This window comes from Leisingera sp. CC-HEC093 (assembly GCF_059429195.1).
Genome location: NZ_JCAIJR010000001.1, coordinates 1,916,867 through 1,942,712, shown reverse-complemented (window position 1 = coordinate 1,942,712; position 25,846 = coordinate 1,916,867). Strand labels below are relative to the sequence as shown.

The window sequence follows — 25,846 nt, the reverse complement described above, 5'->3', positions numbered from 1 at the left end:
CACACCTTACCCGCGCACTTGGCAGAACAAACTACAGTATGCGCATCTCTCTACGTGACACAACTTCCCATTTCAACAGTAGTGCCCTTGCCCGGACTAAGCGTTGCCTTTAGTGGGATAGTAGGCAGTTTTCACACACGGCATATATGGCGACTACCTCATGCTCGCATCAAATGTGGGCTGCAAGCATGCTACCGGGTCAGTCAGTTGAATACTGCAGGACTGCATCTGCACGGGTCTTTATTCGAAAGCTAACCCTTTGCCTGAACAGAAAAAGCCTTTGCCTTGCCCTGGTCGAAAAGCTCCGACACATCCACCCCAAGTGCTTCGGATATCCGTTCCAATACCAACGCCGACGGATTTCGGACTCCACGCTCGACTCCGCTGATGTAGCCTCGGTCGAAGCCACTGTCCGTCGCAAAATCCTCTTGGGTAACGCCACGCTCTTTGCGTAGTCGCCTCAAGTTCCAACCTATGCGTTCACGAACATCCATCAAAGTGATGGATTGCTCAATGAGACCAATCAGCCCACGACTTATAAGTCTCATTTTTCTCTGGACTGCCATGTCTGGCTATGTAACGTGCTTATATTCGGGCGTCTGAATGTACCATACCCATGATTTTTATACACTTTCCTAAGGAAAGAGCAGACAGGGAGACTGACCATGATCATCCGGACCAGGGACCGTAAACCCCTTATCGACCGAGCTGAACTGTACGGGGAATTCGCCTCAGAAATGGTTTCCGGCACCAAACTGCATGCCGATATTTCCGACCGGGCGGCCTATATGTACATCACCGGCAGCTATCCGTCCCACCTGCGCGGGAAGGCAACGGCTATCCTCAGGCAGATCAGCCGCAACTTCCGCAAGCCAATCAGTTTAGATCGCCGCACAGGGAACCGTCGCATTGAGGATGGCGCCGTCCGCGACCTGCGCCTGAACTCACACGCCATGGTGCAGGCCGTCCGCGACAAGATCCGGCTGGGATACTTGATCGAGCCATCCCGAGGCTTCGGTACGCGGCGGGGCTACAGCAGGATATTCATGTTCAAGCTGCAGCCCGACAACACGATCTGCGACAGAATAACGGTGACGGTGCAAGGTGCCGTAAAGTCGGGCTGGGACTGAGTTCCCTTTGCATTCATCACACGCTTGGGCCGGGGTTTCCCGGCCCTCGTTGGGAATATTCAAGCGGCAACTGTGAATGCCGCTGGACCAACTAGAAAACCTGAACGACCGCGCCCAACGGTCGGAGAAAGGTATCCAAATGGTAACCATTTTCCCTTCTTGAACAATTACTTAACGCGCATTAAGGTTGCAGCACTGTTAACCCGCCAGCCTTGATGGCTGGGCCGCAGGGAGCATTTTGGGCGGCTCGCGTCCATGGAGCACTCGATGGCAATGATCCTGACCTCGCTTGAGGTCTGTGGTCTGCTGTCTGGAGTGCGCTCCAATGCCAGACCACCGTGATCATTGCCACGTGCGGTTCCTGAAGAAGGAACTGACCGATGCCGTGTGCGTCTTCTGCTCACGGGCAAGATTTGCCCTCGACTGCCATTCCTGAACCTTTGCTTGCGCTGACACGCCTCCTCGCCCGCGAGGCTGCCCGTGCCGATTTTGCAACCCGTTGCAAATCGGGAAACAGGGAGGCTGGTAATGGCTGACCTCCCCTTCCCCGCCGACACCACCTTCCTGACCGTGAAAGAGGTTTCGGACACCTTCCGCGTTTGCCCCAAGACCGTGCGGCGCTGGATCTCTTCCGGACATCTGCCTGCACTGCGCCTCGGCCGTGACTGGCGGATCGCCCGGGCCGACCTCAAGACCTTCGCAGCCGCCCGCGGCAACCCGGTCCTGGCACATGTCCTCTAATGTCCTCAATTGGCTTGATTTTTCCAAGGCTCGGGAAAACGGGGGCACGGATTTTGGATACAAATTTGTTCCCTTGTTTTCCCGAATGTCCCCTCGTGGGCCGCCCTGCCCTCCCTGTCCCCCAATGTCCTCAAAATTCACAAATCAGGAGATAACCATGCAATCCGATAACCCAAGGTTCCAGTCGCTCGCCGACGTCCTCCATTGCCTGCTGGAGAACCCAACCGGAGACAACCGCCGCCATCAGGCGCGCCTCGCCGCCGTCCGCCGTATTTCGGACTTCCTGCACCGGCCGCCGTGCGACATCCCAGCGGATGTCCGTACCCTGCGCCGTCAGCTTGGAGGACTGCACCCGGCGCAATGCGGCATGTCGGCCAAAAGCCTCAGCAATATCAAAAGCAACCTCGCGGACGCACTGCGTTCGGTTGGCGCCCTCCCCGTCGATGAAGAGGTGAAAAAACGCAGCCCGGCTTGGAAGGGCTTCCTTGATACTGCTGCCGCCAAACACCAGGTCTGGGGTCTCAGCCGTTTTACCGGTTATTGCTGCAACCGCGGTATTGAACCCCAAGATGTGACCCAGGAAACCGTCCTTGCCTATCGCAATATTCTGGACAGCCGCCTGTTGACCAAAGAGCCTGAAGACCATTGCAAGTCGATGATCCAGACATGGAACCACCTCGTCAAACGCAACGGCCTGGATCTTCCTGTCTTGGAAACAGAACGGAGTGACCGCTACCTCGCCCGGCCGATGAGCGACTATCCCCACAGCCTGCAGAAGGAGATCGACGCCTACATCGACCGCCTGTCCCACGCGGATATCTTCGCCGAAGTGGGGCCTGACAAGGCGTTGCGGCCGACCTCCCTGCGCAACATCCGCGCCCACCTGCGGCAATTCCTGGATGCGCTGGTACAGGCAGGCGCCCAGCCGGAAGATTTCAAATGCCTGGCAGAGGTGATTACCGGGGAGAACATGAAGGCGGCCTTCCGTGCCATCGTGCACCGCAAAGGCAGCAATTCGATGCCCAGCGGGCTCGGCAATATTGCCGCAACCCTGACCGCTATCGCGCGGCACCATTTGCAGATGCCCAAGAACGAATTGGACAGGCTGGCTGCCATCAAGAAGAAGGTTTCCGCCGATCCCAAGGGTATGAGCAGCAAGAACGCGGAGCGCCTGATGCAGTTCGACGACTGGAACAATGTCGTGCTTCTCGTGACTCTCAGCGAGGCTTTGATGGAAAACGCTGACAAAGCCCCGCTTTCCCGTGCCAGTGCCTTGGCGGCAATGCGCGCCACGGCCATTGCGATACTGCTGAGCTGCCCGATGCGGATCAAGAACCTCGCAGGGCTCGATCTGAACGGACACCTCCGCCCGCGGCTGAACGGCACCCGCACGCTTTACTCGGTGCGCATCGAGGGCACCGAAGTGAAAAACGGCGAGCCGATCGAGGTCGATCTCAACGCCAAAACTTCGCGGCTTCTGCACCGTTACATCACCCAGTACCGCCCGGTGATTTCTGAAGCAAAGGGAACTGCGCTGTTCCCCGCTAAGAGTACTGGCCAGCCCCGGGGCCCTGACAACTTCGGATCCGAACTCAAACGGACGGTGTACCGTGAAACGGGGCTCGAAGTGCATCCGCATTTGTTCCGCCATATCGCCGCTAAGTTGTACCTCAAGGAACGGCCGGGCGATTTCGAAACCGTGCGCCGCTTGCTCAAGCACAAGAAACTCCAGACGACGATGGACTTCTATGCCGGTGTCTCCAACCAGTGGGCTCATGACCACTACGATGATGTGGTCCTCGGCAAATGGGGAGGCAGTAATGGCTGATCCTATTCCTCTCGTTCTCAAGTTCGAAGACTGGCCCCAGGCGGATAAAGCCGCCTGGGACAGCCTTTTCAGCCCTGGTGACATCTTTGACGGTCAAGGCCCTTGCGCAAACTGGTCGGACGGCACCCGCACCAAGCGTCGCCAGTCTTACGGGCAGTGGCTGTCGTTTGTTGTGCGCACCGATCCGGCGGGGCTGGATGAACTCCCCTCTGAACGCATCACGCCCAACCGCGTGCGCGCCTACCTGGAGGAATGCGAGGCACGCCTGCAACCGAGTTCCACAGCTGGACTTGTGACCGACCTCTACGTCGTCGCCAACAGTATTGCACCGGATTGGAACTGGGCTTGGCTGGAAACTGCCTCAAGGCGCCTTTCCGCGCAAGCTGACCGATGCGCCCTGCCCGCCCCTCATCCAGTTTCGGCCGGAAAAATCTTCAGTTGGGCACTTGCGCGCATGGAAAACGCCGAGGCAGATGAGAGCCTTACCGCCATGCGCCGTGCGATCTGGTTCCGTCAGGCTTTGCTGATTGGGTTTCTGATCTCGCGTCCGGTCCGCCGCCGCGCTTTGCTCGCGATGTGCATCGGCCGCCATATTCAGCCGGTTTCCTCTGGCTTTGCCCTCCGCTTTGAGGCTGAGGACATGAAAGACAAGAAGGCCCGGAGTTTCAGCCTTCCCCAAAAGCTGAATGAACCGATGCAGCGATATTTGGTGGAACACCGCCCTGTTCTGCTGAGAGGGAAAAGTTCAGATGCCCTTCGGATCAATCAATACGGCAATGCACTGACTGCTGACGGGCTGTCCCGGGAACTGCCCAAGATCACCGCTCGTCATCTCGGCGTGGAACTGCGCCCCCATGCTTTCCGATCCATCGCTGCAACATCCATCGCCGAAATCGACCCGGAGCACGTCAACATCATCCGTGACCTGCTTGGCCACGCGACCCTCGACATGGCCGAGCGGCACTACAACCGCGCAACCGGGATCTCAAGTTGCAACGGGTTGCAATCGATAGTGGAAGACATCCAGCGAACCGTGCCTATAATGGGGCGGGCCAAACGCGTTCTGAAGCCTCCCAAAGGCGCAACGAACGATCCCTCCTAAAGGAAAGGCCCGCCTTATGCGCGCAGCGATCTATGCCCGTTATTCCTCCGATCTGCAGAGCGACGCTTCAATCGAAGATCAGCTCCGGCTGTGTCAGCGCCTGATCGGACAGAATGGCTGGAGCTGCGTGCAAACCTATGCAGATGCGGGGCTTTCTGGAGCCTCGCATCTGCGCCCAGCCTATCAAAGGCTGCTGGAAGACGCCCGCCGCAGCTCCTTCGATGCCGTCGTTGCAGAGGGGCTTGACCGGATCAGCCGGGACCAGGAGCATATTGCTGCCTTCTTCAAGCAAATGCGGTTCCAGGGGATTCCAGTTGTCACAGTTGCCGAAGGCGAGATTTCCGAGCTGCACATCGGCCTCAAAGGCACCATGAGCAGCCTTTTCCTCAAGGATCTGGCCCAAAAGACCCACCGCGGGCTGGAAGGCCGCGTTCGCCAGGGAAAATCCGCCGGGGGAATTACCTACGGCTATGACGCCGTTCGCAATTTCAATAGAGATGGCAGTGTTTCCACTGGCGACCGCGCCATCAATGTCAGCCAAGCAGCAGTCGTCCGCCGCATTTTCGAAGAGTTTGCTGCCGGAAACAGCCCGCGCGCCATAGCCGGGCGCCTGAACAAAGAGGGAATCGAAGGCCCCCGCGGCAAAGGCTGGGGCATGTCCACCATCTATGGCAACTGGCGGCGCGGCACCGGCATTCTCAACAATGAACTTTACGCTGGCCGCCTTGTCTGGAACCGGCAGCGGTTCATCAAGGACCCAGCGACAGGCAAACGCCAGGCCCGGTTGAACCCGCCTGAGGAATGGATCATCGAAGAAGTTCCGGATTTGCGCATCGTCGGGGAGGACCTGTGGCGGAGTGTCAAGGCACGCCAGCAAGCTAGCCGCAGTGATGTCATCAGCCAGGGTGTCATGCGGCCGGAACGGGCACGCCGGGCCAGGCACCTGCTCTCCGGCCTGCTCAAATGCGGCGCCTGCGGCGGCGGATACAGCATCGTTGGCAAGGCGCACTTTGGCTGCGCAAGCGCCCGCAACAAAGGCACCTGCAGCAACCGCTTGACCATCCGGCGTGACCGCCTGGAAGACCGCGTGCTGAACGGCCTCAAGGACCAGTTGCTACACCCGAACCTGATTGCGGAGTTCACCCGCGCCTACCAGACGGAATACAACCGGCTTGCGGGAGCGATCCAGCAGGACCGCGCCAAGGCGGAGCGCGAGCTGGCACAAGTTACCGGCAAGATCAGCAACATCATCGAAGCCATCAGCGATGGCATGTTCCATCCGAGCATGAAAGACAAGATGACAGCGCTGGAGGTCCGTAAAGAAGAGCTGGAAGCTGAACTGCAGGAGGCGCCGTCCGAGCCGCCGGTCCTGCTGCACCCGAGCCTGGCCGGTCTCTACCGGGAGCAGGTTGCAGGTCTTACCAACGCACTGAACGACCCTGCCACCAAAAGCGAAGCTGGCACGATCATCCGCAGCCTCCTGTCCGAGGTGCGCCTGATCCCGGAAGATGGTTCCCTGGCCATTGAGCTGGTTGGAGAGCTGGCAGGTCTGATGGCTTTGGGGCAAACAAAAGCGGCCCTTGAAGCAGGTGCTTCGGGCCGTTCTGTATCGCTGGTTGCGGGAGCAGGATTTGAACCTGCGACCTTCAGGTTATGAGCCTGACGAGCTACCTGGCTGCTCCATCCCGCGTCAGGTTTGTTTGATATCGTATTGAGAGATTTTGGATTTTACTAGGTTTGGCGGTGACCTACTCTCCCAGGGCTTGAGCCCAAGTACCATCGGCGCGACAGTGCTTAACTTCCGGGTTCGGGATGGGACCGGGTGTTTCACTTGTGCTGTAGCCACCAAACCGAGAAAAATCCACTCCGGCGCGCCTTTATTGGGAGCGCCGGTACAATCACGTTGTCCAAGTCAGTTAGGGATGTTTGCTTTGATTGGTTTTGTAACACTGTCTGTTACTGGATCAAATCAAGCCTATCGGGCGATTAGTACCGGTCAGCTGAACGCATTGCTGCGCTTACACCTCCGGCCTATCGGCGTGGTGGTCTTCCACGGCCCTCAGGGATACCTTGTTTTGAGGGGGGCTTCCCGCTTAGATGCCTTCAGCGGTTATCCTGTCCGATCATAGCTACCCAGCACTGCTATTGGCATAACAACTGGTCCACCAGTGGATCGTTCACCCCGGTCCTCTCGTACTAGGGGCAACTCCTCTCAAGTATCCTACACCCACGGCAGATAGGGACCGAACTGTCTCACGACGTTCTAAACCCAGCTCACGTACCTCTTTAAACGGCGAACAGCCGTACCCTTGGGACCTGCTCCAGCCCCAGGATGAGATGAGCCGACATCGAGGTGCCAAACACTGCCGTCGATATGGACTCTTGGGCAGTATCAGCCTGTTATCCCCGGCGTACCTTTTATCCGTTGAGCGATGGCCCTTCCACGCGGGACCACCGGATCACTATGGCCGACTTTCGTCTCTGCTCGACTTGTCAGTCTTGCAGTCAGGCTGGCTTCTGCCATTGCACTCAACGAGCGATTTCCGACCGCTCTGAGCCAACCTTCGCGCGCCTCCGTTACTCTTTAGGAGGCGACCGCCCCAGTCAAACTACCCGCCACGCAGGGTCCCGGATCCGGATAACGGACCGCGGTTAGACATCAAGAGTGCGAAGGGTGGTATCTCAAGGGAGGCTCCACCGGAACTTGCGTTCCGGTTTCGATGCCTACCACCTATCCTGCACATCACAATCCTGATGCCAGTGCGAAGCTGTAGTAAAGGTGCACGGGGTCTTTCCGTCTAACCGCGGGAAGCCTGCATCTTGACAGGCAATTCAATTTCGCTGAGTCGATGTTGGAGACAGCGGGGAAGTCGTTACGCCATTCGTGCAGGTCGGAACTTACCCGACAAGGAATTTCGCTACCTTAGGACCGTTATAGTTACGGCCGCCGTTTACCTGGGCTTCAATTCGGAGCTCTCACCCCTCCTTTTAACCTTCAGGCACCGGGCAGGCGTCAGACCCTATACGTCGCCTTGCGGCTTCGCAGAGCCCTGTGTTTTTAATAAACAGTCGCCACCCCCTGGTTTGTGCCCCCGGATCCAAGTTGCCTTGAACCCGGGCCTCCTTCTCGCGAACTTACGGAGGTATTTTGCCGAGTTCCTTCAACATCGTTCTCTCAAGCGCCTTGGTATTCTCTACCAGTCCACCTGTGTCGGTTTAGGGTACGGTCTGATGGAGGGCTATTTCCAGGGACTGATCAGCAGCCCATTCAATCCGATAAGGATGAACTACCTTCACAATCCGTCACATCCTCCTGGCCCACGAATATTAACGTGGTTCCCATCGCCTACGCCTTTCGGCCTCGGCTTAGGGGCCGGCTTACCCTGCTCAGATTAGCTTTAAGCAGGAACCCTTGGACTTTCGGCGAGAGTGTCTCTCACACTCTTTGTCGCTACTCATGTCATCATTCTCGCTAGTGATCTCTCCACCGGATGGCTCACGCCCCGGCTTCATCGAAAGCTCCTTGCGTCCAATCTTTCCCGCAGGAAAGTAAGGACGCATGGAACTATGTCACACTACGCTCTGCTACCATGCACTATGTGCATCCTCGGCTTCGGCTCATGGCTTGAGCCCCGTTACATCTTCGCCGCAAGACATCTTGATTAGACCAGTGAGCTGTTACGCTATCTTTAAAGGATGGCTGCTTCTAAGCCAACCTCCTGGTTGTTTTGGACGTCTCACCTGCTTTCCCACTTAGCCATGAATTGGGGGCCTTAGCCGGAGGTCAGGGTTGTTTCCCTCTCCACGACGGACGTTAGCATCCGCCGTGTGTCTGCCATCTAGTACTCCCGGGTATTCGGAGTTTGGTTAGGATCAGTAAGCCTGTGGGGCCCCATTACCCATCCAGTGCTCTACCCCCCGGGGTATTCGGATGACGCTCTACCTAAATAGATTTCGCAGAGAACCAGCTATCTCCGAGTTTGATTGGCCTTTCACCCCTAGGCACAGCTCATCCCGATCCTTTTCAACGGATGTGGGTTCGGTCCTCCAGTGCGTGTTACCGCACCTTCAACCTGGCCATGCCTAGATCACTCGGTTTCGGGTCTGATCCCACGAACTCATGCGCCCTATTAAGACTCGCTTTCGCTGCGCCTCCGCCTAACGGCTTAAGCTTGCTCGTGAGACCAAGTCGATGACCCATTATACAAAAGGTACGCTGTCAGCCCTCAAGGGGCCTCCAACTGATTGTAGGCGTTCGGTTTCAGGTACTGTTTCACTCCCCTCGCCGGGGTGCTTTTCACCTTTCCCTCACGGTACTGGTTCGCTATCGGTCAGTAAGGAGTACTTAGCCTTCGGAGGTGGTCCTCCGATCTTCGAACAGGATTTCACGTGTCCCGCCCTACTTAATACGTCCCTCAGAGCTTAGAATACGGGGCTGTCACCCGCTATGGCCATGTTTCCCAACATGTTCTTCTCACTCATCAGGCTCGGCTGGTCCGCGTTCGCTCGCCACTACTAACGGAGTCTCTATTGATGTCCTTTCCTCCGGGTACTTAGATGTTTCAGTTCCCCGGGTTTGCTCTTAAAGACCTATGTATTCAGTCCTTAAGTACCTGGTTAAACCCATTATTGATTACCAAGGGTAACAATAACGGACTTTCAGGTGGGTTCCCCCATTCAGAGATCTTGGGATCAAAGCCTATTCCCGGCTCCCCCAAGCTTATCGCAGGGTATCACGTCTTTCATCGCCTCTTACTGCCAAGGCATCCACCAAACGCCCTTCTCGCGCTTGATTTGATCCAGAAAAAGACAGTGTTTCATGCCACGGTGCGGAAGCTGGTAAGAAACCGCACCCTTATTCTGAACCAAAAAGCAAACTATCCCGCTCCCGGTCATGTCGGTGACCAGGAACTTGTTGCGCAGTCTTGCGACCGCGCGGGTTAGTGTACTTGACTTGGACAACACTGTCGTTTCAACCAGGCATACTCCAGGACGTCTGAGGAAACATGACGTGTTCTGAAGCTCGCCTCACTTCCGAAGAAGATCAGCACCTGACTGAGGTCTGTCCCACACTCGGGCGACCAACAGTATTGTTGATTGTATCTCTCTTAACGATGTCAATTTTCGTCTGAAGAACAGACGTTCAAACAGTCTCAAACTGCTTGAAGATATGTTCTTCCATACGGCCACCCCTGCGAGGGGTGGTGGGTCGAGGAGGACTTGAACCTCCGACCTCACGCTTATCAGGCGTGCGCTCTAACCACCTGAGCTACCGACCCGTATTGTTGCGGGCCGTTTGCATAAGTGGTGGAGCCTAGGAGGATCGAACTCCTGACCTCCTGAATGCAAATCAGGCGCTCTCCCAGCTGAGCTAAGGCCCCTTGCTGAACCCCGGCAAATGCCAGGATCCGATATGTTCTGAAGAGATATGAGGACGGTCCGGGTCCGATATGGACAGCTTTGTTTGCTGTCCGTTGCTAAGTATTCCACGATCAGGAGCAAGCTCTTGATGCTAGGAATATCCTTAGAAAGGAGGTGATCCAGCCGCAGGTTCCCCTACGGCTACCTTGTTACGACTTCACCCCAGTCGCTGAGCTCACCGTGGTCCGCTGCCCCCACCGAAGTGGTTGGCGCACGGCCTTCGGGTAAACCCAACTCCCATGGTGTGACGGGCGGTGTGTACAAGGCCCGGGAACGTATTCACCGCGTCATGCTGTTACGCGATTACTAGCGATTCCGACTTCATGCCGCCGAGTTGCAGACGACAATCCGAACTGAGACAGTTTTTTGGGATTAACCCATTGTCACTGCCATTGTAGCACGTGTGTAGCCCAACCCGTAAGGGCCATGAGGACTTGACGTCATCCACACCTTCCTCCCGCTTATCACGGGCAGTTTCCCTAGAGTGCCCAGCCGAACTGCTGGCAACTAAGGATGTGGGTTGCGCTCGTTGCCGGACTTAACCGAACATCTCACGACACGAGCTGACGACAGCCATGCAGCACCTGTCACTGAGCCACCGAAGTGGAAACCAGATCTCTCTGGCGGTCCCAGGATGTCAAGGGTTGGTAAGGTTCTGCGCGTTGCTTCGAATTAAACCACATGCTCCACCGCTTGTGCGGGCCCCCGTCAATTCCTTTGAGTTTTAACCTTGCGGCCGTACTCCCCAGGCGGAATGCTTAATCCGTTAGGTGTGACACCGACTAGCATGCTAGCCGACGTCTGGCATTCATCGTTTACGGTGTGGACTACCAGGGTATCTAATCCTGTTTGCTCCCCACACTTTCGCACCTCAGCGTCAGTATCGAGCCAGTGAGCCGCCTTCGCCACTGGTGTTCCTCCGAATATCTACGAATTTCACCTCTACACTCGGAATTCCACTCACCTCTCTCGAACTCAAGACTGGGAGTTTTGGAGGCAGTTCCGGGGTTGAGCCCCGGGATTTCACCCCCAACTTCCCAATCCGCCTACGCGCGCTTTACGCCCAGTAATTCCGAACAACGCTAACCCCCTCCGTATTACCGCGGCTGCTGGCACGGAGTTAGCCGGGGTTTCTTTACCAGATACTGTCATTATCATCTCTGGCGAAAGAGCTTTACGACCCTAGGGCCTTCATCACTCACGCGGCATGGCTGGATCAGGCTTGCGCCCATTGTCCAAGATTCCCCACTGCTGCCTCCCGTAGGAGTCTGGGCCGTGTCTCAGTCCCAGTGTTGCTGATCATCCTCTAAAACCAGCTATAGATCGTAGACTTGGTAGGCCGTTACCCCACCAACTATCTAATCTAACGCGGGCCGATCCTTCTCCGATAAATCTTTCCCCCGAAGGGCGTATAAGGTATTACTCACCGTTTCCAGTGGCTATTCCTTAGAGAAGGGCACGTTCCCACGCGTTACTAACCCGTCCGCCGCTCACCCCGAAGGGCGCGCTCGACTTGCATGTGTTAGGCCTGCCGCCAGCGTTCGTTCTGAGCCAGGATCAAACTCTCAAGTTGAAACGCTCGCTAAAGCGTATCCTTGACGTTCGAACCTCTGCACATCTTCACAGGGAGGCTAATCCCCGTGAAAGTCTCTGTCTGTCTGTGCTTCAGTTTCAAAAGAAACCAAAGAACCGAACAAACAGTGAAGCTGACACTCAATCATCGGAGCGAACCCCTATGAGCGCGATATACAGTAGGCTGATCCATCGAAATGAACCCAAACCGCCCGCATATCTCTTCAGTTATCCATCAATGTCAAAGAGCAAAACTGCCACCCGAAGGCCAAAAACCAGACCGATGCGCCAATCTCCCGGCGCGCCCGCCTCGCTTAATCCTCAGATGCCGCCGTCTCTCCAGCGTGTCCCACCGTCTCTCCAGTGTGTTTCCCGTCCGATCCTGCGTCGCCGCCGCCCCGTCCAGTGTGTCCCCGGTGCGCCTCAGCGCCGCCGGTGAGGGGTGTTCTATGGTTAGTGCCGGAGAGTCGCAACCCCTTTTTTGAAGTTTCCATGACTTTTTGGGAGCGATCATTAAAAAATGTTTACATTCAAAAACTTAGCCGCAAGAAAACAGGCCTTCGGGGGGGCGCGGGCAGGCTGAAACACGGCGGGTGAAAGGGCGGCGGCAATGGGAAAGCGGGCTGCCATACTATATGTAGGTGTCCCCCTCTGCACCCATACAAGACGAATTTGCCTGAGCGACTCGCAGCATGGCGGTATTGCTGCCGATTCCCCGGATTCCCATACATCCGCAGTGCCCTCGCCTGCCCCTGAGGCCGGTCCCGGTCCGCTCAGCGTGGCGCTGTCAGCCTCTGCGTCCAGGAAACTGCCGGATGGAGATGCCGCCTGCCGTCAAGCTGGCGCGCACCGACCGGGCCAGCTGCACCGCTTCAGCTGTGTCCCCGTGCAGGCATATGGTGTCGATCGCCGCCGGGATGCGCTTGCCGCTTTCAGTGATGATCGCTCCCTCCTCTACCATCTGCAGGATGCGGGGGCCTGCCAGCGCCGGGTCGTGGATGACCGCCCCCGGCAGCGAGCGGTCAACCAGGGTGCCGTCGTCATTATATGCGCGGTCGGCAAAGATCTCGCCGCACCAGTTGCAGCCAAGCTCGCGCACCACCTCCTCCATGGCGGTGGCGGCCAGCACCATGATGATGATGTCAGGGTCTACGTCCAGCGCCGCCTCGTAGCAGGCGCGCGCCAGCGCGTGATCGGTGCAGGCCATGTTGGACAACGCCCCGTGCAGCTTCAGGTGCCGCACCTCAGTTCCAGCCGCCTGCGCCATTCCCCGGGCAGCCCCCAGCTGGTAACGGATCATGTTGCCAAGCGCGTTATGCGGCACATGCATTTTGCGCCTCCCGAAGCCCTGCATATCCATAAAACCGGGGTGGGCACCGATACCGACGCCGTTCTCGCGCGCCAGCCCCATGGTCCGTGCCATCACATCCGGGTCGCCCGCGTGGAAACCGCAGGCGACATTGGCAGAGGAGACGATGCCCAGAAGCGCCGCATCATCGCCCATGCTCCAGGGGCCGAAGCTCTCCCCCATATCGGCGTTCAGGTCGACAGTCTTGGTCATGCGCATTCTCCCGCGGTAAACGGATCCGCCTCTGCCGAAACGGCGCCGCTGATCAGTTGATAGGACAGAAGGTTCCGGACTGCCGCCGGATCCCGCACCAGCGGACGGCAGGCTGCAGGCAAGCCCTTCAATGTTTTCTCGAATTCGGCCATGGCCGCCAGGCCCTCCTCCAGGCTGATCCAGCGAAAGCGCAGCGCCGAACCCGCCGGGGCTTGTGCCACCTTGGGAAGGTCGCAGGGCAGCACGGTGCCGATCCGGGGATAACCGCCGGTGGTCTGGCATTCGCGCAGCAGCACAAACGGCTTGCCGTCACCGGTCATCTGCACGTCGCCCGGCAGGATCACCTCGGACAGGATGTTGAGCTGGCCTTCGGCGGCGAAGCCCTCGCCGTCCGAGACCATCTCCACCCCCATCCGGTTGGCGCGGCTGCCGCGGCTGAAGACTGTTGCGGCAAAACGGGAGCGGGCCGCCTCGGCAAACAGATGGCTTTGGAAGCTCTCGACGATGCGCAGCTCGCCGCCCTTGAAGCGCTCTCCGGCATCCAGAACCAGGCCGGTTTCGCCGTTCTGGTCCAGCCCGGCTGGCAGCAGGTCCCCGGCCTCAGCCGCCCGGCCCAGCCCGGCCATCAGATGCACGGCGCGCGCGCCCAGCAGCGGCGTGGTGGCAATGCCGCCGCCCAGATGCAGATAGCCGTATACACCTGCGCGGGCAGCACCGATGGTCAGGCGCTGCCCGCTCTCCATCCGGTGGGAGGCATTCCAGGCCAGCGCCTCGCCATCCAGCGCGGCCGCCATCGGTGCGCCGGTCAATGCGATGCGCAAGGGGCCAGTGGCTTCGAACTCGCCGCCCATACCGGCCATTTCCAGCGCCGCCAGGCCCGGATCCTGCCGCAAAAGCGCTGCGCCTTCGGCCAGCGCCGGGGTGTCTGCGGCACCGCCCTGGGATATCCCCTGCCCCAGCAGCCCGGGGCGGCCCATGTCCTGCACCGATGCGGCCGGCCCGATGCGGAGAATCTTCAGGCCGCTCATGCGCCGATCTCCTGATGTTCCGCTCCGCCGCGCAGCGGATCGTCTTCGCAAATTTTCAAGAAGTCCGGCTTGGAGACAGGTTCAAACTGCACCTCGTCCCCCGGGCGCAAGGCAAAGGGCTGTGCGGCGTCCGGCCGGAACAGCATCATCCCGGTCTGGCCGACATGGCGCCAGCCGGTCGGGGCGGGGTTGGAAAACAGCACAAACTGGCTGATCGCCTGCACCAGCGCGCCGCGCGGCACCATCGGTGTAAGCTCGGTCTGCCGCGGCAGGTTCCACTCCGGCCCCAGCGAACCGAGATAGGGCTGGCCGGGGGCAAAGCCGATGGTCAGCACCCGCACCCGGGCGGCGCCCAGGCTATCGATGGCCTCCGCCTCGCTCATGCCCGCGGCATCGGCGACCTCTGCCAGCTGCGGCGCCAGATCGGTGCCATAGACGGTGGGCACACGCCAGAACCGGCGCCCGGACGGCAGCGGTGCCTGCAGCCAGTCCTGCGCCGCCAGCAACTCCCGCAGCGCATCCTCCAGACGGGCGTGCGGCAGCACTGAGGGCTCGAAGCGGACAAAGACCGAGGCCAGCGAAGCCATGGTCTCAACCACGCCTTCCAGCGTTTGCGCCTCCACCGCGGTGCGGAACGACAGCGCCGCCCGGTTGGCGGCCTCGCTCAGGCTGCCGCCAAAGCTGACCAGCACGCCGCTCAGCCCGGCCCGTCGGACAAGCGGGTATGAAGCCGTATCCTGGCTGTCCATGTATTCACCCCGTCCTTTTTGCGGCCAGCGTTGCGGCACAGGCGGGGAGTGTCAACACGTCAATTCAGACAAGCACGCGGGGACGCCGGCGGCAGCCTGCTTCAGAAATCTTTCCAGCCCTGCGCCGCGGGCAGCGCGCCCATCGCAGGATCTACCGCGGGCTGCCGGAAAGCGATCACCTCCGCCCCCGGCGCTGCCAAGGGCGCCGCGCCGCCGCAGCCGCTGAACTTGGATACCTCGCCCGTCAGCTGGCCTGCATCAGACGACAACTGCTGGCTAGCGGCTGAGGTCTCTTCCACCATCGCAGCATTTTGCTGGGTCACCTGATCCAGCTGAGATACGCCCTGGTTGATTTCGCTCAGCGATGTGGCCTGTTCCTTGGCGCCGGTGGCAATGCCGCTGATATGGGTGGAGATGGTGCCGACGCTTTCGATGATCTGCTTCAGTTCCGAGCCGGTGCGGCCCACCAGATCGACGCCGCTGGCCACCTGCTGTTTGCTCTCGCTGATCAGTTGCTTGATCTCCCCCGCCGCTCCCGCTGAGCGCTGCGCCAAGGCCCGCACCTCGGAGGCCACAACCGCAAAGCCGCGCCCAGCATCGCCGGCGCGCGCCGCCTCAACCCCGGCATTCAGTGCCAGAAGATTTGTCTGAAAGGCGATGTCATCGATCATGCCGATAATCTTGGCGATCTCCTCTGAGGAGCTCTCAATCTGCGACATCGCTTCCACCGCATCCTCGACAACCCGCCCGCTGCGCTCCGCCGCGGTCTTGGCCTCGCTGACGATGCTCTCCACTTTCCCGGCACCTTCCGCCGCGGAATGGACCGTAGAGGTCAGCTCCTCAATTGCCGCCGCCGTTTCCTCCAGCGTTGCAGCCTGGCTTTCGGTGCGCTGAGACAGGTCGCTGGCCGATCTTGAAATCTCATCCGCCGTGCGCCCCACCGCGCCCGAAACCTGGGTGACTGCGCCAATGGCCGTCTGCAACTGCTCGGCGGAGCGGTTGAAGGCCGCGCCCAGCGCCGCGATATCCGGCTGTTCAGACAATTCCACACGGACTGCCAGGTCTCCCTGGCTCATCGCCTCCAGGCCCCTGGCGATTTCCTGCAGGCCAAGGCGGCGCACTGTAACGTCGGTGGCCACCTTCACCACTTGAACCACGGTGCCGTCCGGCCCCATGACCGGCGCATAGGTCGCCTGGATCCAGATCGTTGCCCCGTCCTTGGTCACCCGCGGGAATTGATTGCTGCGCACCCGGCCCGCCGCCAGATCCTTCCAGAAGTTTTGGTACTCGGGACTGGCTGCATAATCAGGCGCCACAAACATCTCATGATGCCGGCCCGCAATTTCTTCCAGGCTGTAGCCCAGGGCCGCCAGGAAATTGCCATTGGCCCCAAGGATTGTGCCATCTGGCTTGAACCGGATCACAGCCTGGGTGCTGTCGACCACCCCGGCAATGATTTTGGCGCTGTCATCCTGTGAATCGGCGTTGGCCGCCTTGGATCTGAAAAACAATGAACTTCTCCGCACGTTCCTGATTCTGAATGGCTCGCGCAAGTCTACCGTTAAATAGACAGAAAAATCTTAACTCCACGGCGCTGCGCCTGCCCGGTCCGCGGGAAACCCGCCTGCGGTTTGTGCCAGCGCAGGTGGCCCCTGGCAGGTGCTGCAGCCGCACAGCAACTTCCCGCCAGACGCAACTTTTGGTTGCATTTTTCTTGATGGGATAAGCAAAGGATGTACCCTGCCAGAACGGCCAGCAGCTGATTGCGGCACGCACCGGCACATTGGTGCCAAGCAATTTATGCCGCCCAGCTCACAGAAAGGGGACACAACAGAAATGACATTTGCCAGGCAAGTTGACACGCAGCGGCAGCCCTTGCTGCCGGTCAGTTCCGGCCAGCGCGCCCATATCGCGGCGGCCCTTCTGGTCGCGGCCGGTTTCTTGTTCGACTACCTGACCCCGCTGGGCGTGGCCGGCGGCATAATCTATACCGCCGTTGTGATGTGCGCCATTTGGGCAGACAAACCTGCCACCGCTTACACCTATGCCGCGGCCGGGTCGGTGATGACAGTTTTGGGCTATCTGCTGTTTAACCGCATCGGGATCAACGAATGGATTGTTCTGACCAACAGGATCCTGACGATACTGGCGCTGTGGGCTTTTGCCTTCATCGTCAGCCGTCAGAAGGCCATCCAGATTTCCCTGGAACGCAAACAGAATGAATTGACGGCCATCCGTGACAACAGCATCGAAGGGATGATCACCATCGACACCCAAGGCAGGATCCTGAGCTACAACCGTGCCTGCCGCAAGATTTTCGGCTACAGCGCCGACGAGGCCATCGGCGAGAATATCAGCATCCTGATGCCTGCCCCCTACCGCGCTGAGCACGACGGCTACCTCAGCACCTACTTCGAATCCTGGCAGCAGAAGTTCATTGGCGCCAGCCGCGAGGTGCAGGCGCAGCGCAAGGATGGCAGCATCTTCCCTTTGAACGTCTCTGTCAGCGAGATCCGGGTCGGCGGCCATATCCTGTTCAGCGGCATTGTCCGCGACATCTCGGAGCAGAAGCGCGCCGAGGCAGAGCGTGAAAAATTCGTCGAGGACCTGTCGCGGTCAAACCGGGACCTGGATGAATTCGCCTATATCGCCTCGCACGACCTGCGGGCGCCGCTGCGGGTGATCGACAATGCCTCCAGCTGGCTGGAGGAGGACCTGGCGGACACGCTGGATGAGGACAACCGCGAAAACCTGCAGCTGCTGCGCTCGAGGGTGCAGCGGATGGACCGGCTGCTGGACGATCTGCTGGAATACTCGCGCGCCGGGCGCAAAACCGATCACCGGTACCAGCAGCTGATGCCCGGCTCCGAGCTCCTCAAAGAGGCGCTGCTGCTGATTGACCAGCCGGACGGTTTCACGATCCGCATCGACCCAGGCTTCGCAGGTATTGAGCTGGCGAACATGCCGCTGAAACAGATTTTTGCCAATCTTGTCTCTAATGCGATCAAGCACAGCGAGAAAGACACTGGCACGGTTGCGGTAACGATGCAGGACCAAGGCGGCCACTGGGCGTTTTCAGTGGCTGATGACGGCCCCGGGATCGAGCCGAAGTATCACGAGAAGATCTTCAAGATGTTCCAGACGCTGAAATCGCGCGATCAGGTGGAAGGCAGCGGAATGGGGCTATCGATCGTTCAGAAACATGTGCAGCAGGCCGGCGGCGAGATCTCAGTGCAGTCTGCGCCGGGCAAAGGTTGCGACATCTGCTTCACCTGGCCGAAAACGCTGCCGCCGCTTGCCGGGGACGCCAGCTGACACAGCAGGCCGTCCCGGCGCTGCCGCCTGTTCGCCGGGCGGTTGTCACTGCAGCCCCGCGGCCCAGTCTGCCGCCGCAGCGCAGGCGCTGTCCAGGTTATGCCCATGGCCAAAGCCGGTCACTTTCTTGCGCGGCTTCATATCGTGGTCGCCGTCCTCCAGCCAATGCAGACGGACCGCGCCGGACAGCGCATATCCCGGGACTTCCTCCCGCGTGCCGAAGGGATCGCGGGTGCCCTGGCAGATCAGGGCGGGGGTATTCAGCGTCTCCAGATGCCCGGTCCGAAGGCGCTCTGGTTTGCCCGGCGGATGAAACGGGTATCCCAGGCACAGCAGCCCGCTGATGCGCCCCGCGTCAAAAAGCGCGTCAGCGATCAGGCTTGCCACCCTGCCGCCCATGGATTTGCCGCCAATGATCAGCGGCCCGGCGCAGGCAAGCTGGTCAATCGCTGCAAGGAACTCCGCCTGCAGTTTTTCGGCCTTTGGCGGCGGCCGCTTTGGCCCGCCGGCGCGGCGCGCGGACATATAAGCAAACTCGAACCGCGCCACCCGCAGCCCCCGTTCCGCAAGCCCAGAGGCAACTGACGTCATGAAAGGGGTGTCCATGGCCGCCCCGGCACCATGCGCCAGCAGAGCCGTTGTGCGGCCCGTGCCGCTGCCGTCCAAAAGAAAAGGAATGTCTGTCACTGCACTGCCCTGGAATAAGCCCGCCTGCCGGCTTTCTAACAGATACCGGTTCACACTTCAGCCCCGCGGGCAGGCACTGTCCCGCCATCAGGACCGGGGCGCAGGCGGCATGGTCTCACCCCGTCTGCACAGCGGTGCTATGCGGAACGCTTCTTGCTGCTGCCTTTCGCGCAAGCAATCTGCCGCATTTCCTCTTGGGTCATTGGAGTTCCGAAGTAGAACCCCTGCACAGAGGCGCATTTCTCTGCCTGCAGGAAATTCAATTCATCCTGGTCTTCCACCCCTTCCGCCAGCACCGGGATATTCAGGGCCGACCCCAAATGCAGCGTCGAGCGGACAATCGCTGCGCTTTGCTCATTCCTGTGCACACCCCGCACAAAGCTCTGGTCGATCTTGATTTTATCAAACGGGAACGTCTGCAAGGTGGCGAGGGAGGAGTAGCCGGTGCCGAAATCATCCATGGCAATCCGCACACCGTGCTCCTTCAGTTGATGCATGACTTTCAGGGTATGGGCTTGGTCGTCGATGATACTGGATTCGGTGATCTCAAGTTCCAGGCGGTCCGCCGCCAGTCCGGTTTCCAGCAGAATGTCCATAACATCCTCGACAAAGGAAGGCTGCACCAGCTGCTGGGGTGCCACATTGACCGCCACCTGGAATCTCTGATCCCAGCCGGCCGCCTCCTTGCAGGCGGCGCGCAGAACCCAATGGCCGATCTCCCGGATCAAACCGGTTTCCTCGGCAACCGGGATGAAGTCGTCCGGCCGCACCCGCCCGCGGACCGGATGATTCCAGCGCAGCAGCACTTCAAAGCCAACCGGCTCCAGCGTGCTGAGGTCATTCTGCAGCTGATAGGCCAGCTCGAACTGCCCCTCGGCGCAGGCCTGGCGCAAGTCCTGGACCAGCTGCAGCCTTTCCCGGCTCTGGTGGTCCATTTCCGCGCTGAACTGACAGATGGCGCCGCCGGAGCCGGCTTTGGCCCGGTACATCGCGAGATCGGACTTATGCAGCAGGTCCCGCGGGTCCCGGCCTTCCTCGAGGCTGGTTGCCACCCCGATGGCGGCCCCGACCCGGACTGAGAGGGTCTCCATGTCGATCGGCTCAATGATCGCGGCGTGCAGCCGCTCTGCAAACTCCAGTACATGCTCAATCCGCTGAAACCCCTGCTTGACGGCCACGAATTCATCGCCGCCAACACGTGCAATGTCTTCATCCTGGCCCAACTGGCGCATCAGCCGCTGGGCAACAGCCTGCAGCACCTTGTCGCCGGCTGCATGGCCATGCAGGTCGTTCACTTCCTTGAACAGGTTCAGGTCGATGGTCAAAACCGCCGCCTGCCCGGTTTCGCCGTTCTGCAGCCGCTGCTGCAACGCCGTCAGGAACCCGGTCAGCCACATGCGGTTCGGCAACGCAGTAAGCGGGTCGTGCATCGCTGCATGCGCCAGCTGATCGCGCGTTTCATTTTCGACATTGTTCTCGAATACAACAGAGGCAAACCCCGTCAGCAGGATCACCCCCATAACCCCCAGGTTCAGAAGTCCCATCGCAGTGTCCGAAATCACCTGCTCGGGCACCTCGACCAGCGGGCTCAGCCGAACCTTGATAGCCCCCATTCCGGTGAAATGCATCCCGCAAATGGCGGCCGTCAGCAGCGCCGAGGCAACCGCCCAGTTGCGCACGCGCAGCCCGCGCCGGGCCGCAATGGTGTAACCCCAGGCACCGAAACCGGCTGCAATACCCAAGGACAGTGCGCGGTAACCCGGCTCCCACTCCATCCGTCCGGGGATCAGATAGGCCTGCATGCCGGTATAATGCATGACGGACACCGCAAGCCCGAACACTGCCCCAGCCAGCATCGCAGTATGCCGCAGCGTGCCATAGGCAAGAATGACATTGGAAGCCAGCACCCCGGCCACCGCAACAATCAGCGACAGGGCCGTGACCAGCGGCTCGAATCCATGCTCAAAGCCTGGATCATAGGCCAGCATCGCGATGAAATGCGTCGACCAGATTGTTGACCCCGCTATCATGCTGGACAGGCCAAGCTGGACCAGCCGCCGCCGCCCCCCGGCCCCTGGCAGGCGGTTGATAAGCCGCACCATCAAACTGACCCCTGTAACACAGACAAGAGCAGCCACGGCCACCAGCCCGAAACTGTGCTGCTGGGTTATGCAATCCAGGATGCGAAACATCAGAATCTCCGGGCCTTAATACACTCCAGCACCCAGAATCCGGTCGAAATATTAATGAAAGGCGAAATGCGATAGCGCCGCGCCTCCGGTAACATTTTCATTTTTTGCAATATTTTAGACAGGCTGCCGGTGGCTATGCGCCCTATGCCCTGCCCCACAGGCCGCCCATTCATGCCCCCAGCCTGATTGGGCAAACCTAAACTGACGCCAAAGCGGGTTAAGCAGGCCTCAAAAACATGCAATTTCGATATACTTTTTGACTGCTCCACGATTGAAACAGAGTTTCAGTGTAAAGTCGTGGCTGGATCTTCCGAACCTCTCCCTGGGAAACCGCGGCAACGTTGCCGGCAGATAACCCGCCAGAAGCCTGCCGCCCTTGTTTAGACAGAAAGCTCCTGCTCCCGCAGCAGCCAGTCCTAACATGGAAAACTACTGCTAAATCCATTTGTTCAGCGCTGGTCCTGCACCGTGAAACTGCTCCGGGGTGGGTGCGAAATTTTGGGTGCATTTCTGGCACGAGAGAAAGTGTGTACCGATGCCGAAGACGCGATTCAGCGCTGAACAGATTGTCTTTGCGCTGAGGCAAGCAATCGAGAAGAGCGGCTTAAACTCCGGCATGTTGATACGGATCGAAGCGGCCCTTGAAACCGACAAGGGCGACGAGGCCCTTCGCGGCTGATGGAGCTGACGCCGCGCCCGACTGTGTTCATGCGCGGCAACGATGTGCTGGCGGCCCGCGCTCTGCGCGAAGCGCGCAGACTGGGCATTAAAGTGCCTGAACTGGTTCCGGTGACGGGGTTCGATGACATCGAACCGGCAGAGATCGCCAGCCCGCCCTGATTTCTGTGCATGTTCCCTTTCGTGAAATGGGACGCAAGGCGGCGTGCCACCTGACAGCAATGGTGGAAGGCAAGCCGGAAGGCCGGTCAATCTGCATAAATACGAGACTTGCCGCAGGCAACTCCCCGGAAGCGCCGCCGTACCGGCCACGCAGCCCTCGGCGGCGAACTGTCCGGGGGACGCCCGCCGCAAGCCGGCAATTGGCCTTCAGGTCCGCCACGTCACACCGGCCTGCCAAGACGGCCCTATGGACTTGACGTCAGCCGCCCAGCAGCACTGCGGCATGAGCTGAGATCGCCACGGATGCTCAAAAAAGGAATCAATTGGCGCAATGTCCTTAACCATGCTAACCTTATGACACTGTGATGTAATGAGTGGGGAAAGCTATGGCAATTGATAGGGAAAGTCGTGCCTCGGACGTCAGTGAGGGGCTCGACAATGCGGAACGCAGAGAAGTACTTGCGTCCCTCGCCAAATATACAGCAACAGTGGCAGGGGCATCTGCTGTTGTTCTGTCGGCGTCGACATCGGTATCCTTGGCAAGTGTGAGCGGCTCAGGCGGCTCAGGATCGAAGGGCCGCAAACGCCGTCGGGGCCGCCGAGGCCGTCGGGGCCGCAGGGGCCGCGGAAGATCCTGATAATGTAGGCCCGCTTGCAGGGAATGATCATTATTTTCAGAGCATTATGACTCATTTGATTAGTACCCGCTGCGTGGAGAGCATTATTAAACTTGACCGGGACTTGAAGATGCTGCGCGGTCCAGCGCGTTCGATTGAGTGCGCGGGATTGGGTTGCGGGTTCGTATTGTTCGCACCGGTGTCCGGGGCAATTATCCGCACAGACCGGCTTGGGCGTGAGCTCCTGGCCGGTCTTTTGGCCTTCGAGGATGCGAAAGCAATCGCAAGCCGCCTTTCGAACGTGTCTGCGGAACCTGAACCATTCGGCATCCACGAAGCGTCTGAAATCGCATCAGCCATCCTGACGGTCTGGCGGGAAGCCGGGCTGTTCGCGGAAGAGCAACTGCCGTTTCCTGATCCCGCAACCGACCATGGCGGCGACGCGCCCTACAAGAGGGGCTATGCGTCAGAATTCGGGCGGCTCCTGGTTGAAAGCGACGATCTGACACTGGCAGAACAGCTGGACGAGATACTTGGGCGCTACGCGTTCGCAGATACCGGCGCAGAGCAGGAATGGGTTCAGTCACGGTGCGTCTACAGCGAAGGCGGCGGGCGCGGCGTTTTTCTAGGAGATACGCCCCTTTGGGGCCGGTCAACGCGGGATGAGGCGCGGTATTTCCTGATCCGCGAGGCCGCCGAGATTTTATGCGGTGACAGCCAAGTGGGCGCCGTCCTGCATGGATCGGCAGTGCTTGGCAGCTCTGGCGCATTGCTCATGGTTGGCGACAGCGGACGCGGTAAGTCGACACTCGCCCAAGGGCTAGTCGAAGCCGGGTGCGGTTTCCTGGCCGACGATCACCTGCCTTTGCATATGGACGGCCGCCACTTGCTTGCTTTTCCGGCCGGCAGTGCCGTCAAGCACGGCGCGCGCGGCTTGGACGAGGTTCAAAAGCTGGCCGAACGCCATGGCCAGCTCGCAAGCTCGCGAAACGGCGTGAATTATCTCACCCTGCCGCCCGCTGCCACTGTCGGCACACGTGTTCCCATAAGGGCGATTATTCTGCCCGGGTACAATGCAGGAAGCGGCCTCGCAGTCGAACAAATCGCACCAGAAGAAGCTTTCACCGAATGCGTCGTCTCTGGTGCCAGACCATCGCGAAAAAACCGGCAAATCGCTCCTCTGGCAGTGATGTGTGATACCTTCCCCGCATACCGGCTCACCTATGGAGAGTCTGAGCAGTCCGTTTCGGCCTGCTTGGACTTGCTGAACTCTTGCAGCTCTTAGAAGAATGCCCATCAGCGCCGATGCGCGCACTGCTTGGACTTGCGGCAGCGGCGATCACCGCCGCGCCCCCGCGCAGGCTGGCGGAAATGCTCGCAGAGCCGTCTCCAGAAGACCTTGCGCGGGCGGCCCAGCTGAACCAGGTCCACACAATGATTGCTCCGGTGCTGAAAGCGCATCCGGATGCTGCCCGCGCCTTGCCGCGCGACCTGCTGCTGTTTTTCGAGACGATCCATCAAGCCAATAAAGAGCGCCTTGAATCCGGCATCGCTCAATTGAGCGAAATTGGCCGCGCGTTGATGGAGATTGACGTGCCTGCTGTCGTCCTCAAGGGCGGGGCAGATATTCTTGATCCCTTGCACAAAGATCAATCCATCCGCTTTGTCGGTGATCTGGATATCCTCGTGCCCGGCAGCCGCGCAATAGAGGTCGAAAAATGCTTGCACGGCATCGGGGCGATTGCACCTTTTGAGCGTCTGGAATCGAAACCGGATCTCAACTGGAGAGGCCAGCGGGTTCCGGAACATCACTTGCCAAAACTCACACGCCCGGACTGGCACTTTCCGGTCGAGTTGCACACACGAACCGGCCCCGGCCTGACGGATCGCATGCTGACCGCCGGGCATGTGATGGCCCGGCGTGTGCCGGCAGGGCTTCCAGGCCTCTCCCTGCCGAACCCGGAAGACCGCGCCTGCCACCTTGTCGTCCATGCAGGCCGCCACGCAGGGACCGTCTCGTTGCGTGCATGGGTTGACTGGGTGGCAATGCGGAAACGCTGCAATCTGCCGGAGGTACGGTCAAGGCTGGAAGCCCACGGCCTTCAGAGCGCCTGCGCAGAATTTGATCATCTGGCAGACTTCTTGGAGAGCGGCCTGACGCTCCCTGAAAAATCTTCAGAGAAGTATTCAGCCGTAAGTGCTGCGCTGAAAGCCGTTTCCACTGAGCGCAAACGCGGCCATCTAGATTTGTTCTGGCAACTCTTCCGGCGGATAAAAATGCTGGCCAAATCAGAAGAGTACCGCCGATACATTGCAAGACATGCTCTTGATCCACGGTGGTGGGCGCAAGTTTGGTCTTCGCACATTGCGCCGGGACGGCGCTCCCACTGACCGCGCGCTTTCAGTGTGCGCAGCTGCAGCTGATAGTTTCCGGGCTATTGCCGGCCCCGCATGATCCATCAGTCTGAAAGATGCGGAAATGTGCCGTGAGCTCAGATAAGTGCAGGCACTTGGGGTGGTCACGGACTGGCCTGATGAATGCGGCGCGTGGCTTCGGCCATCCGGTCAGCGACAACGTCCTATGCCGGGAAATTCCGGCTGCTTAGGTCAGCAGGTCATGGAGCATCCGGAGCCCTGGACGCCCTGACAGGTTTGCCCAGACGGGTTCTGCCGTCAAGAAATGATCTCTTCCATAGCAAACACAGGGTACGCGCTCTGGCAGCCCTCGCCGCCCTTAATACGAGATCCCAAATCCCAAGCAGAGTAAGGAAGGTAAGGAATTGATCCGGTGGATCAATTCCCCGACGAACGCGAACACTATCTACGAGGTCAGCGAACTGCCTCCACGGCCCTTGTCAGAGAGAGGTCTTTCCGCCTGGGTTCACCCCTCGATGAGCCGCGCTGGATCTTTGAAGGGAGGCAATTCAAAGAGGTGAAATGACAGGAGGGGCAGCGTTCTGCTGCCCCTCCATCCGCTGAATGCACAACTCTTCCAGCCCATTTCCAGCCTTGGTAACAGAATCCTGATGCTGCGGTTGCAGCCCGCGATCCGGTCATTCGCTG

18 protein-coding genes, 3 tRNA genes, 3 rRNA genes and 1 pseudogene are annotated in these 25,846 nt (G+C 59.5%); 10 read left to right on the top strand and 15 right to left on the bottom strand.

What is annotated here, in order from left to right; genetic code table 11:
* Nucleotides 1–251: 251 nt before the first annotated feature.
* Nucleotides 252–548 carry a helix-turn-helix domain-containing protein gene (locus AC5STB_RS09385; protein WP_495442658.1) on the bottom strand — a complete coding sequence of 99 codons (297 nt, stop codon included), beginning with the start codon at nucleotides 546–548 and terminating at the stop codon, nucleotides 252–254.
* Between the two features lie 117 nt (nucleotides 549–665).
* On the opposite strand from AC5STB_RS09385, the gene AC5STB_RS09380 reads away from it, so the two are divergent.
* The 5 genes and pseudogenes from AC5STB_RS09380 to AC5STB_RS09360 all read left to right on the top strand — a co-directional run.
* Nucleotides 666–1,130, top strand: coding sequence for a hypothetical protein (locus tag AC5STB_RS09380; RefSeq protein WP_495442657.1), 465 nt, complete (start codon nucleotides 666–668; stop codon nucleotides 1,128–1,130).
* A gap of 528 nt (nucleotides 1,131–1,658) precedes the next feature.
* Entirely contained in the window at nucleotides 1,659–1,871 is a 213-nt protein-coding gene (locus AC5STB_RS09375; protein ID WP_495442656.1) for a helix-turn-helix domain-containing protein, read from the top strand.
* Nucleotides 1,872–2,028: 157 nt separating this feature from the next.
* The gene (locus AC5STB_RS09370) at nucleotides 2,029–3,699 is read left to right on the top strand and encodes a tyrosine-type recombinase/integrase (RefSeq protein WP_495442655.1); all 1,671 of its coding nucleotides are present in this window, start codon (nucleotides 2,029–2,031) and stop codon (nucleotides 3,697–3,699) included.
* Entirely contained in the window at nucleotides 3,692–4,801 is a 1,110-nt protein-coding gene (locus AC5STB_RS09365; protein WP_495442654.1) for a tyrosine-type recombinase/integrase, read from the top strand. The genes AC5STB_RS09370 and AC5STB_RS09365 overlap by 8 nt, the downstream gene beginning before the upstream one ends.
* A 16-nt stretch (nucleotides 4,802–4,817) precedes the next feature.
* Nucleotides 4,818–5,843 (top strand): annotated as a pseudogene (locus tag AC5STB_RS09360) (recombinase family protein); the annotation flags it as partial.
* A 72-nt stretch (nucleotides 5,844–5,915) separates the two neighbouring features.
* Here AC5STB_RS09360 and AC5STB_RS09355 read toward each other — a convergent pair.
* From AC5STB_RS09355 to AC5STB_RS09305, 11 genes are all read right to left on the bottom strand, one after another.
* Complete coding sequence (locus tag AC5STB_RS09355; protein ID WP_495442653.1) at nucleotides 5,916–6,368, bottom strand: hypothetical protein; 453 nt, start codon at nucleotides 6,366–6,368, stop codon at nucleotides 5,916–5,918.
* 46 nt (nucleotides 6,369–6,414) lie between these two features.
* Nucleotides 6,415–6,491: transfer RNA gene (locus AC5STB_RS09350), tRNA-Met, on the bottom strand.
* A 45-nt stretch (nucleotides 6,492–6,536) separates the two neighbouring features.
* A 5S ribosomal RNA gene (gene rrf, locus AC5STB_RS09345) occupies nucleotides 6,537–6,651 on the bottom strand.
* 115 nt (nucleotides 6,652–6,766) lie between these two features.
* Nucleotides 6,767–9,596: ribosomal RNA gene (locus AC5STB_RS09340) — 23S ribosomal RNA — on the bottom strand.
* A 407-nt stretch (nucleotides 9,597–10,003) separates the two neighbouring features.
* Nucleotides 10,004–10,080, bottom strand: a tRNA-Ile gene (locus tag AC5STB_RS09335).
* A 26-nt stretch (nucleotides 10,081–10,106) separates the two neighbouring features.
* Nucleotides 10,107–10,182, bottom strand: a tRNA-Ala gene (locus tag AC5STB_RS09330).
* Between the two features lie 147 nt (nucleotides 10,183–10,329).
* Nucleotides 10,330–11,795, bottom strand: a 16S ribosomal RNA gene (locus AC5STB_RS09325).
* Together the 16S, 23S and 5S rRNA genes with 3 tRNA genes alongside form the textbook arrangement of a ribosomal RNA operon.
* A gap of 786 nt (nucleotides 11,796–12,581) precedes the next feature.
* Nucleotides 12,582–13,355, bottom strand: coding sequence for a LamB/YcsF family protein (locus AC5STB_RS09320; RefSeq protein WP_495442652.1), 774 nt, complete (start codon nucleotides 13,353–13,355; stop codon nucleotides 12,582–12,584).
* Entirely contained in the window at nucleotides 13,352–14,383 is a 1,032-nt protein-coding gene (locus tag AC5STB_RS09315; RefSeq protein ID WP_495442651.1) for a 5-oxoprolinase subunit C family protein, read from the bottom strand. The genes AC5STB_RS09320 and AC5STB_RS09315 overlap by 4 nt, the downstream gene beginning before the upstream one ends.
* Entirely contained in the window at nucleotides 14,380–15,132 is a 753-nt protein-coding gene (locus tag AC5STB_RS09310) for a 5-oxoprolinase subunit B family protein (protein ID WP_495442650.1), read from the bottom strand. Before AC5STB_RS09310 ends, AC5STB_RS09315 begins: the two co-directional genes overlap by 4 nt.
* A gap of 101 nt (nucleotides 15,133–15,233) precedes the next feature.
* Entirely contained in the window at nucleotides 15,234–16,643 is a 1,410-nt protein-coding gene (locus AC5STB_RS09305; RefSeq protein WP_495442649.1) for a methyl-accepting chemotaxis protein, read from the bottom strand.
* Nucleotides 16,644–16,968: 325 nt separating this feature from the next.
* Between AC5STB_RS09305 and AC5STB_RS09300 the strand changes: the two genes are divergently transcribed.
* Entirely contained in the window at nucleotides 16,969–18,447 is a 1,479-nt protein-coding gene (locus AC5STB_RS09300) for a sensor histidine kinase (protein WP_495442648.1), read from the top strand.
* 45 nt (nucleotides 18,448–18,492) lie between these two features.
* Here AC5STB_RS09300 and AC5STB_RS09295 read toward each other — a convergent pair whose 3' ends face one another.
* The 3 genes from AC5STB_RS09295 to AC5STB_RS09285 form a co-directional block, all read right to left on the bottom strand.
* Nucleotides 18,493–19,134, bottom strand: a complete 642-nt coding sequence (locus AC5STB_RS09295; RefSeq protein WP_495442647.1) for an alpha/beta hydrolase family protein — start codon at nucleotides 19,132–19,134, stop codon at nucleotides 18,493–18,495.
* A 137-nt stretch (nucleotides 19,135–19,271) separates the two neighbouring features.
* Entirely contained in the window at nucleotides 19,272–21,326 is a 2,055-nt protein-coding gene (locus AC5STB_RS09290) for a putative bifunctional diguanylate cyclase/phosphodiesterase (protein ID WP_495442646.1), read from the bottom strand.
* Nucleotides 21,326–21,595: a hypothetical protein gene (locus AC5STB_RS09285; RefSeq protein WP_495442645.1), complete on the bottom strand. Its 270-nt coding sequence runs from the start codon at nucleotides 21,593–21,595 to the stop codon at nucleotides 21,326–21,328. The genes AC5STB_RS09290 and AC5STB_RS09285 overlap by 1 nt, the downstream gene beginning before the upstream one ends.
* 266 nt (nucleotides 21,596–21,861) lie before the next feature.
* Between AC5STB_RS09285 and AC5STB_RS09280 the strand changes: the two genes are divergently transcribed.
* From AC5STB_RS09280 to AC5STB_RS09265, 4 genes are all read left to right on the top strand, one after another.
* A complete protein-coding gene (locus AC5STB_RS09280) occupies nucleotides 21,862–22,005 on the top strand; it encodes a hypothetical protein (RefSeq protein ID WP_495442644.1) in 144 nt (47 codons plus the stop codon).
* Nucleotides 22,005–22,166, top strand: a complete 162-nt coding sequence (locus AC5STB_RS09275) for a substrate-binding domain-containing protein (protein ID WP_495442643.1) — start codon at nucleotides 22,005–22,007, stop codon at nucleotides 22,164–22,166. Before AC5STB_RS09280 ends, AC5STB_RS09275 begins: the two co-directional genes overlap by 1 nt.
* A gap of 684 nt (nucleotides 22,167–22,850) precedes the next feature.
* The gene (locus tag AC5STB_RS09270; protein ID WP_495442642.1) at nucleotides 22,851–24,068 is read left to right on the top strand and encodes a hypothetical protein; all 1,218 of its coding nucleotides are present in this window, start codon (nucleotides 22,851–22,853) and stop codon (nucleotides 24,066–24,068) included.
* A gap of 20 nt (nucleotides 24,069–24,088) precedes the next feature.
* The gene (locus AC5STB_RS09265; protein WP_495442641.1) at nucleotides 24,089–25,174 is read left to right on the top strand and encodes a nucleotidyltransferase family protein; all 1,086 of its coding nucleotides are present in this window, start codon (nucleotides 24,089–24,091) and stop codon (nucleotides 25,172–25,174) included.
* Nucleotides 25,175–25,846 lie beyond the last annotated feature (672 nt).

What these genes read in the sequence shown, in the direction of transcription:
- AC5STB_RS09385 (WP_495442658.1), bottom strand. Translation starts at nt 548, where the DNA reads ATGAGACTTATAAGTCGTGGGCTGATTGGTCTCATTGAGCAATCCATC.
- AC5STB_RS09380 (WP_495442657.1), top strand. Translation starts at nt 666, where the DNA reads ATGATCATCCGGACCAGGGACCGTAAACCCCTTATCGACCGAGCTGAA.
- AC5STB_RS09375 (WP_495442656.1), top strand. Translation starts at nt 1,659, where the DNA reads ATGGCTGACCTCCCCTTCCCCGCCGACACCACCTTCCTGACCGTGAAA.
- AC5STB_RS09370 (WP_495442655.1), top strand. Translation starts at nt 2,029, where the DNA reads ATGCAATCCGATAACCCAAGGTTCCAGTCGCTCGCCGACGTCCTCCAT.
- AC5STB_RS09365 (WP_495442654.1), top strand. Translation starts at nt 3,692, where the DNA reads ATGGCTGATCCTATTCCTCTCGTTCTCAAGTTCGAAGACTGGCCCCAG.
- AC5STB_RS09320 (WP_495442652.1), bottom strand. Translation starts at nt 13,355, where the DNA reads ATGACCAAGACTGTCGACCTGAACGCCGATATGGGGGAGAGCTTCGGC.
- AC5STB_RS09315 (WP_495442651.1), bottom strand. Translation starts at nt 14,383, where the DNA reads ATGAGCGGCCTGAAGATTCTCCGCATCGGGCCGGCCGCATCGGTGCAG.
- AC5STB_RS09310 (WP_495442650.1), bottom strand. Translation starts at nt 15,132, where the DNA reads ATGGACAGCCAGGATACGGCTTCATACCCGCTTGTCCGACGGGCCGGG.
- AC5STB_RS09300 (WP_495442648.1), top strand. Translation starts at nt 16,969, where the DNA reads ATGACATTTGCCAGGCAAGTTGACACGCAGCGGCAGCCCTTGCTGCCG.
- AC5STB_RS09290 (WP_495442646.1), bottom strand. Translation starts at nt 21,326, where the DNA reads ATGTTTCGCATCCTGGATTGCATAACCCAGCAGCACAGTTTCGGGCTG.
- AC5STB_RS09280 (WP_495442644.1), top strand. Translation starts at nt 21,862, where the DNA reads ATGCCGAAGACGCGATTCAGCGCTGAACAGATTGTCTTTGCGCTGAGG.
- AC5STB_RS09275 (WP_495442643.1), top strand. Translation starts at nt 22,005, where the DNA reads ATGGAGCTGACGCCGCGCCCGACTGTGTTCATGCGCGGCAACGATGTG.
- AC5STB_RS09270 (WP_495442642.1), top strand. Translation starts at nt 22,851, where the DNA reads ATGACTCATTTGATTAGTACCCGCTGCGTGGAGAGCATTATTAAACTT.
- AC5STB_RS09265 (WP_495442641.1), top strand. Translation starts at nt 24,089, where the DNA reads ATGCGCGCACTGCTTGGACTTGCGGCAGCGGCGATCACCGCCGCGCCC.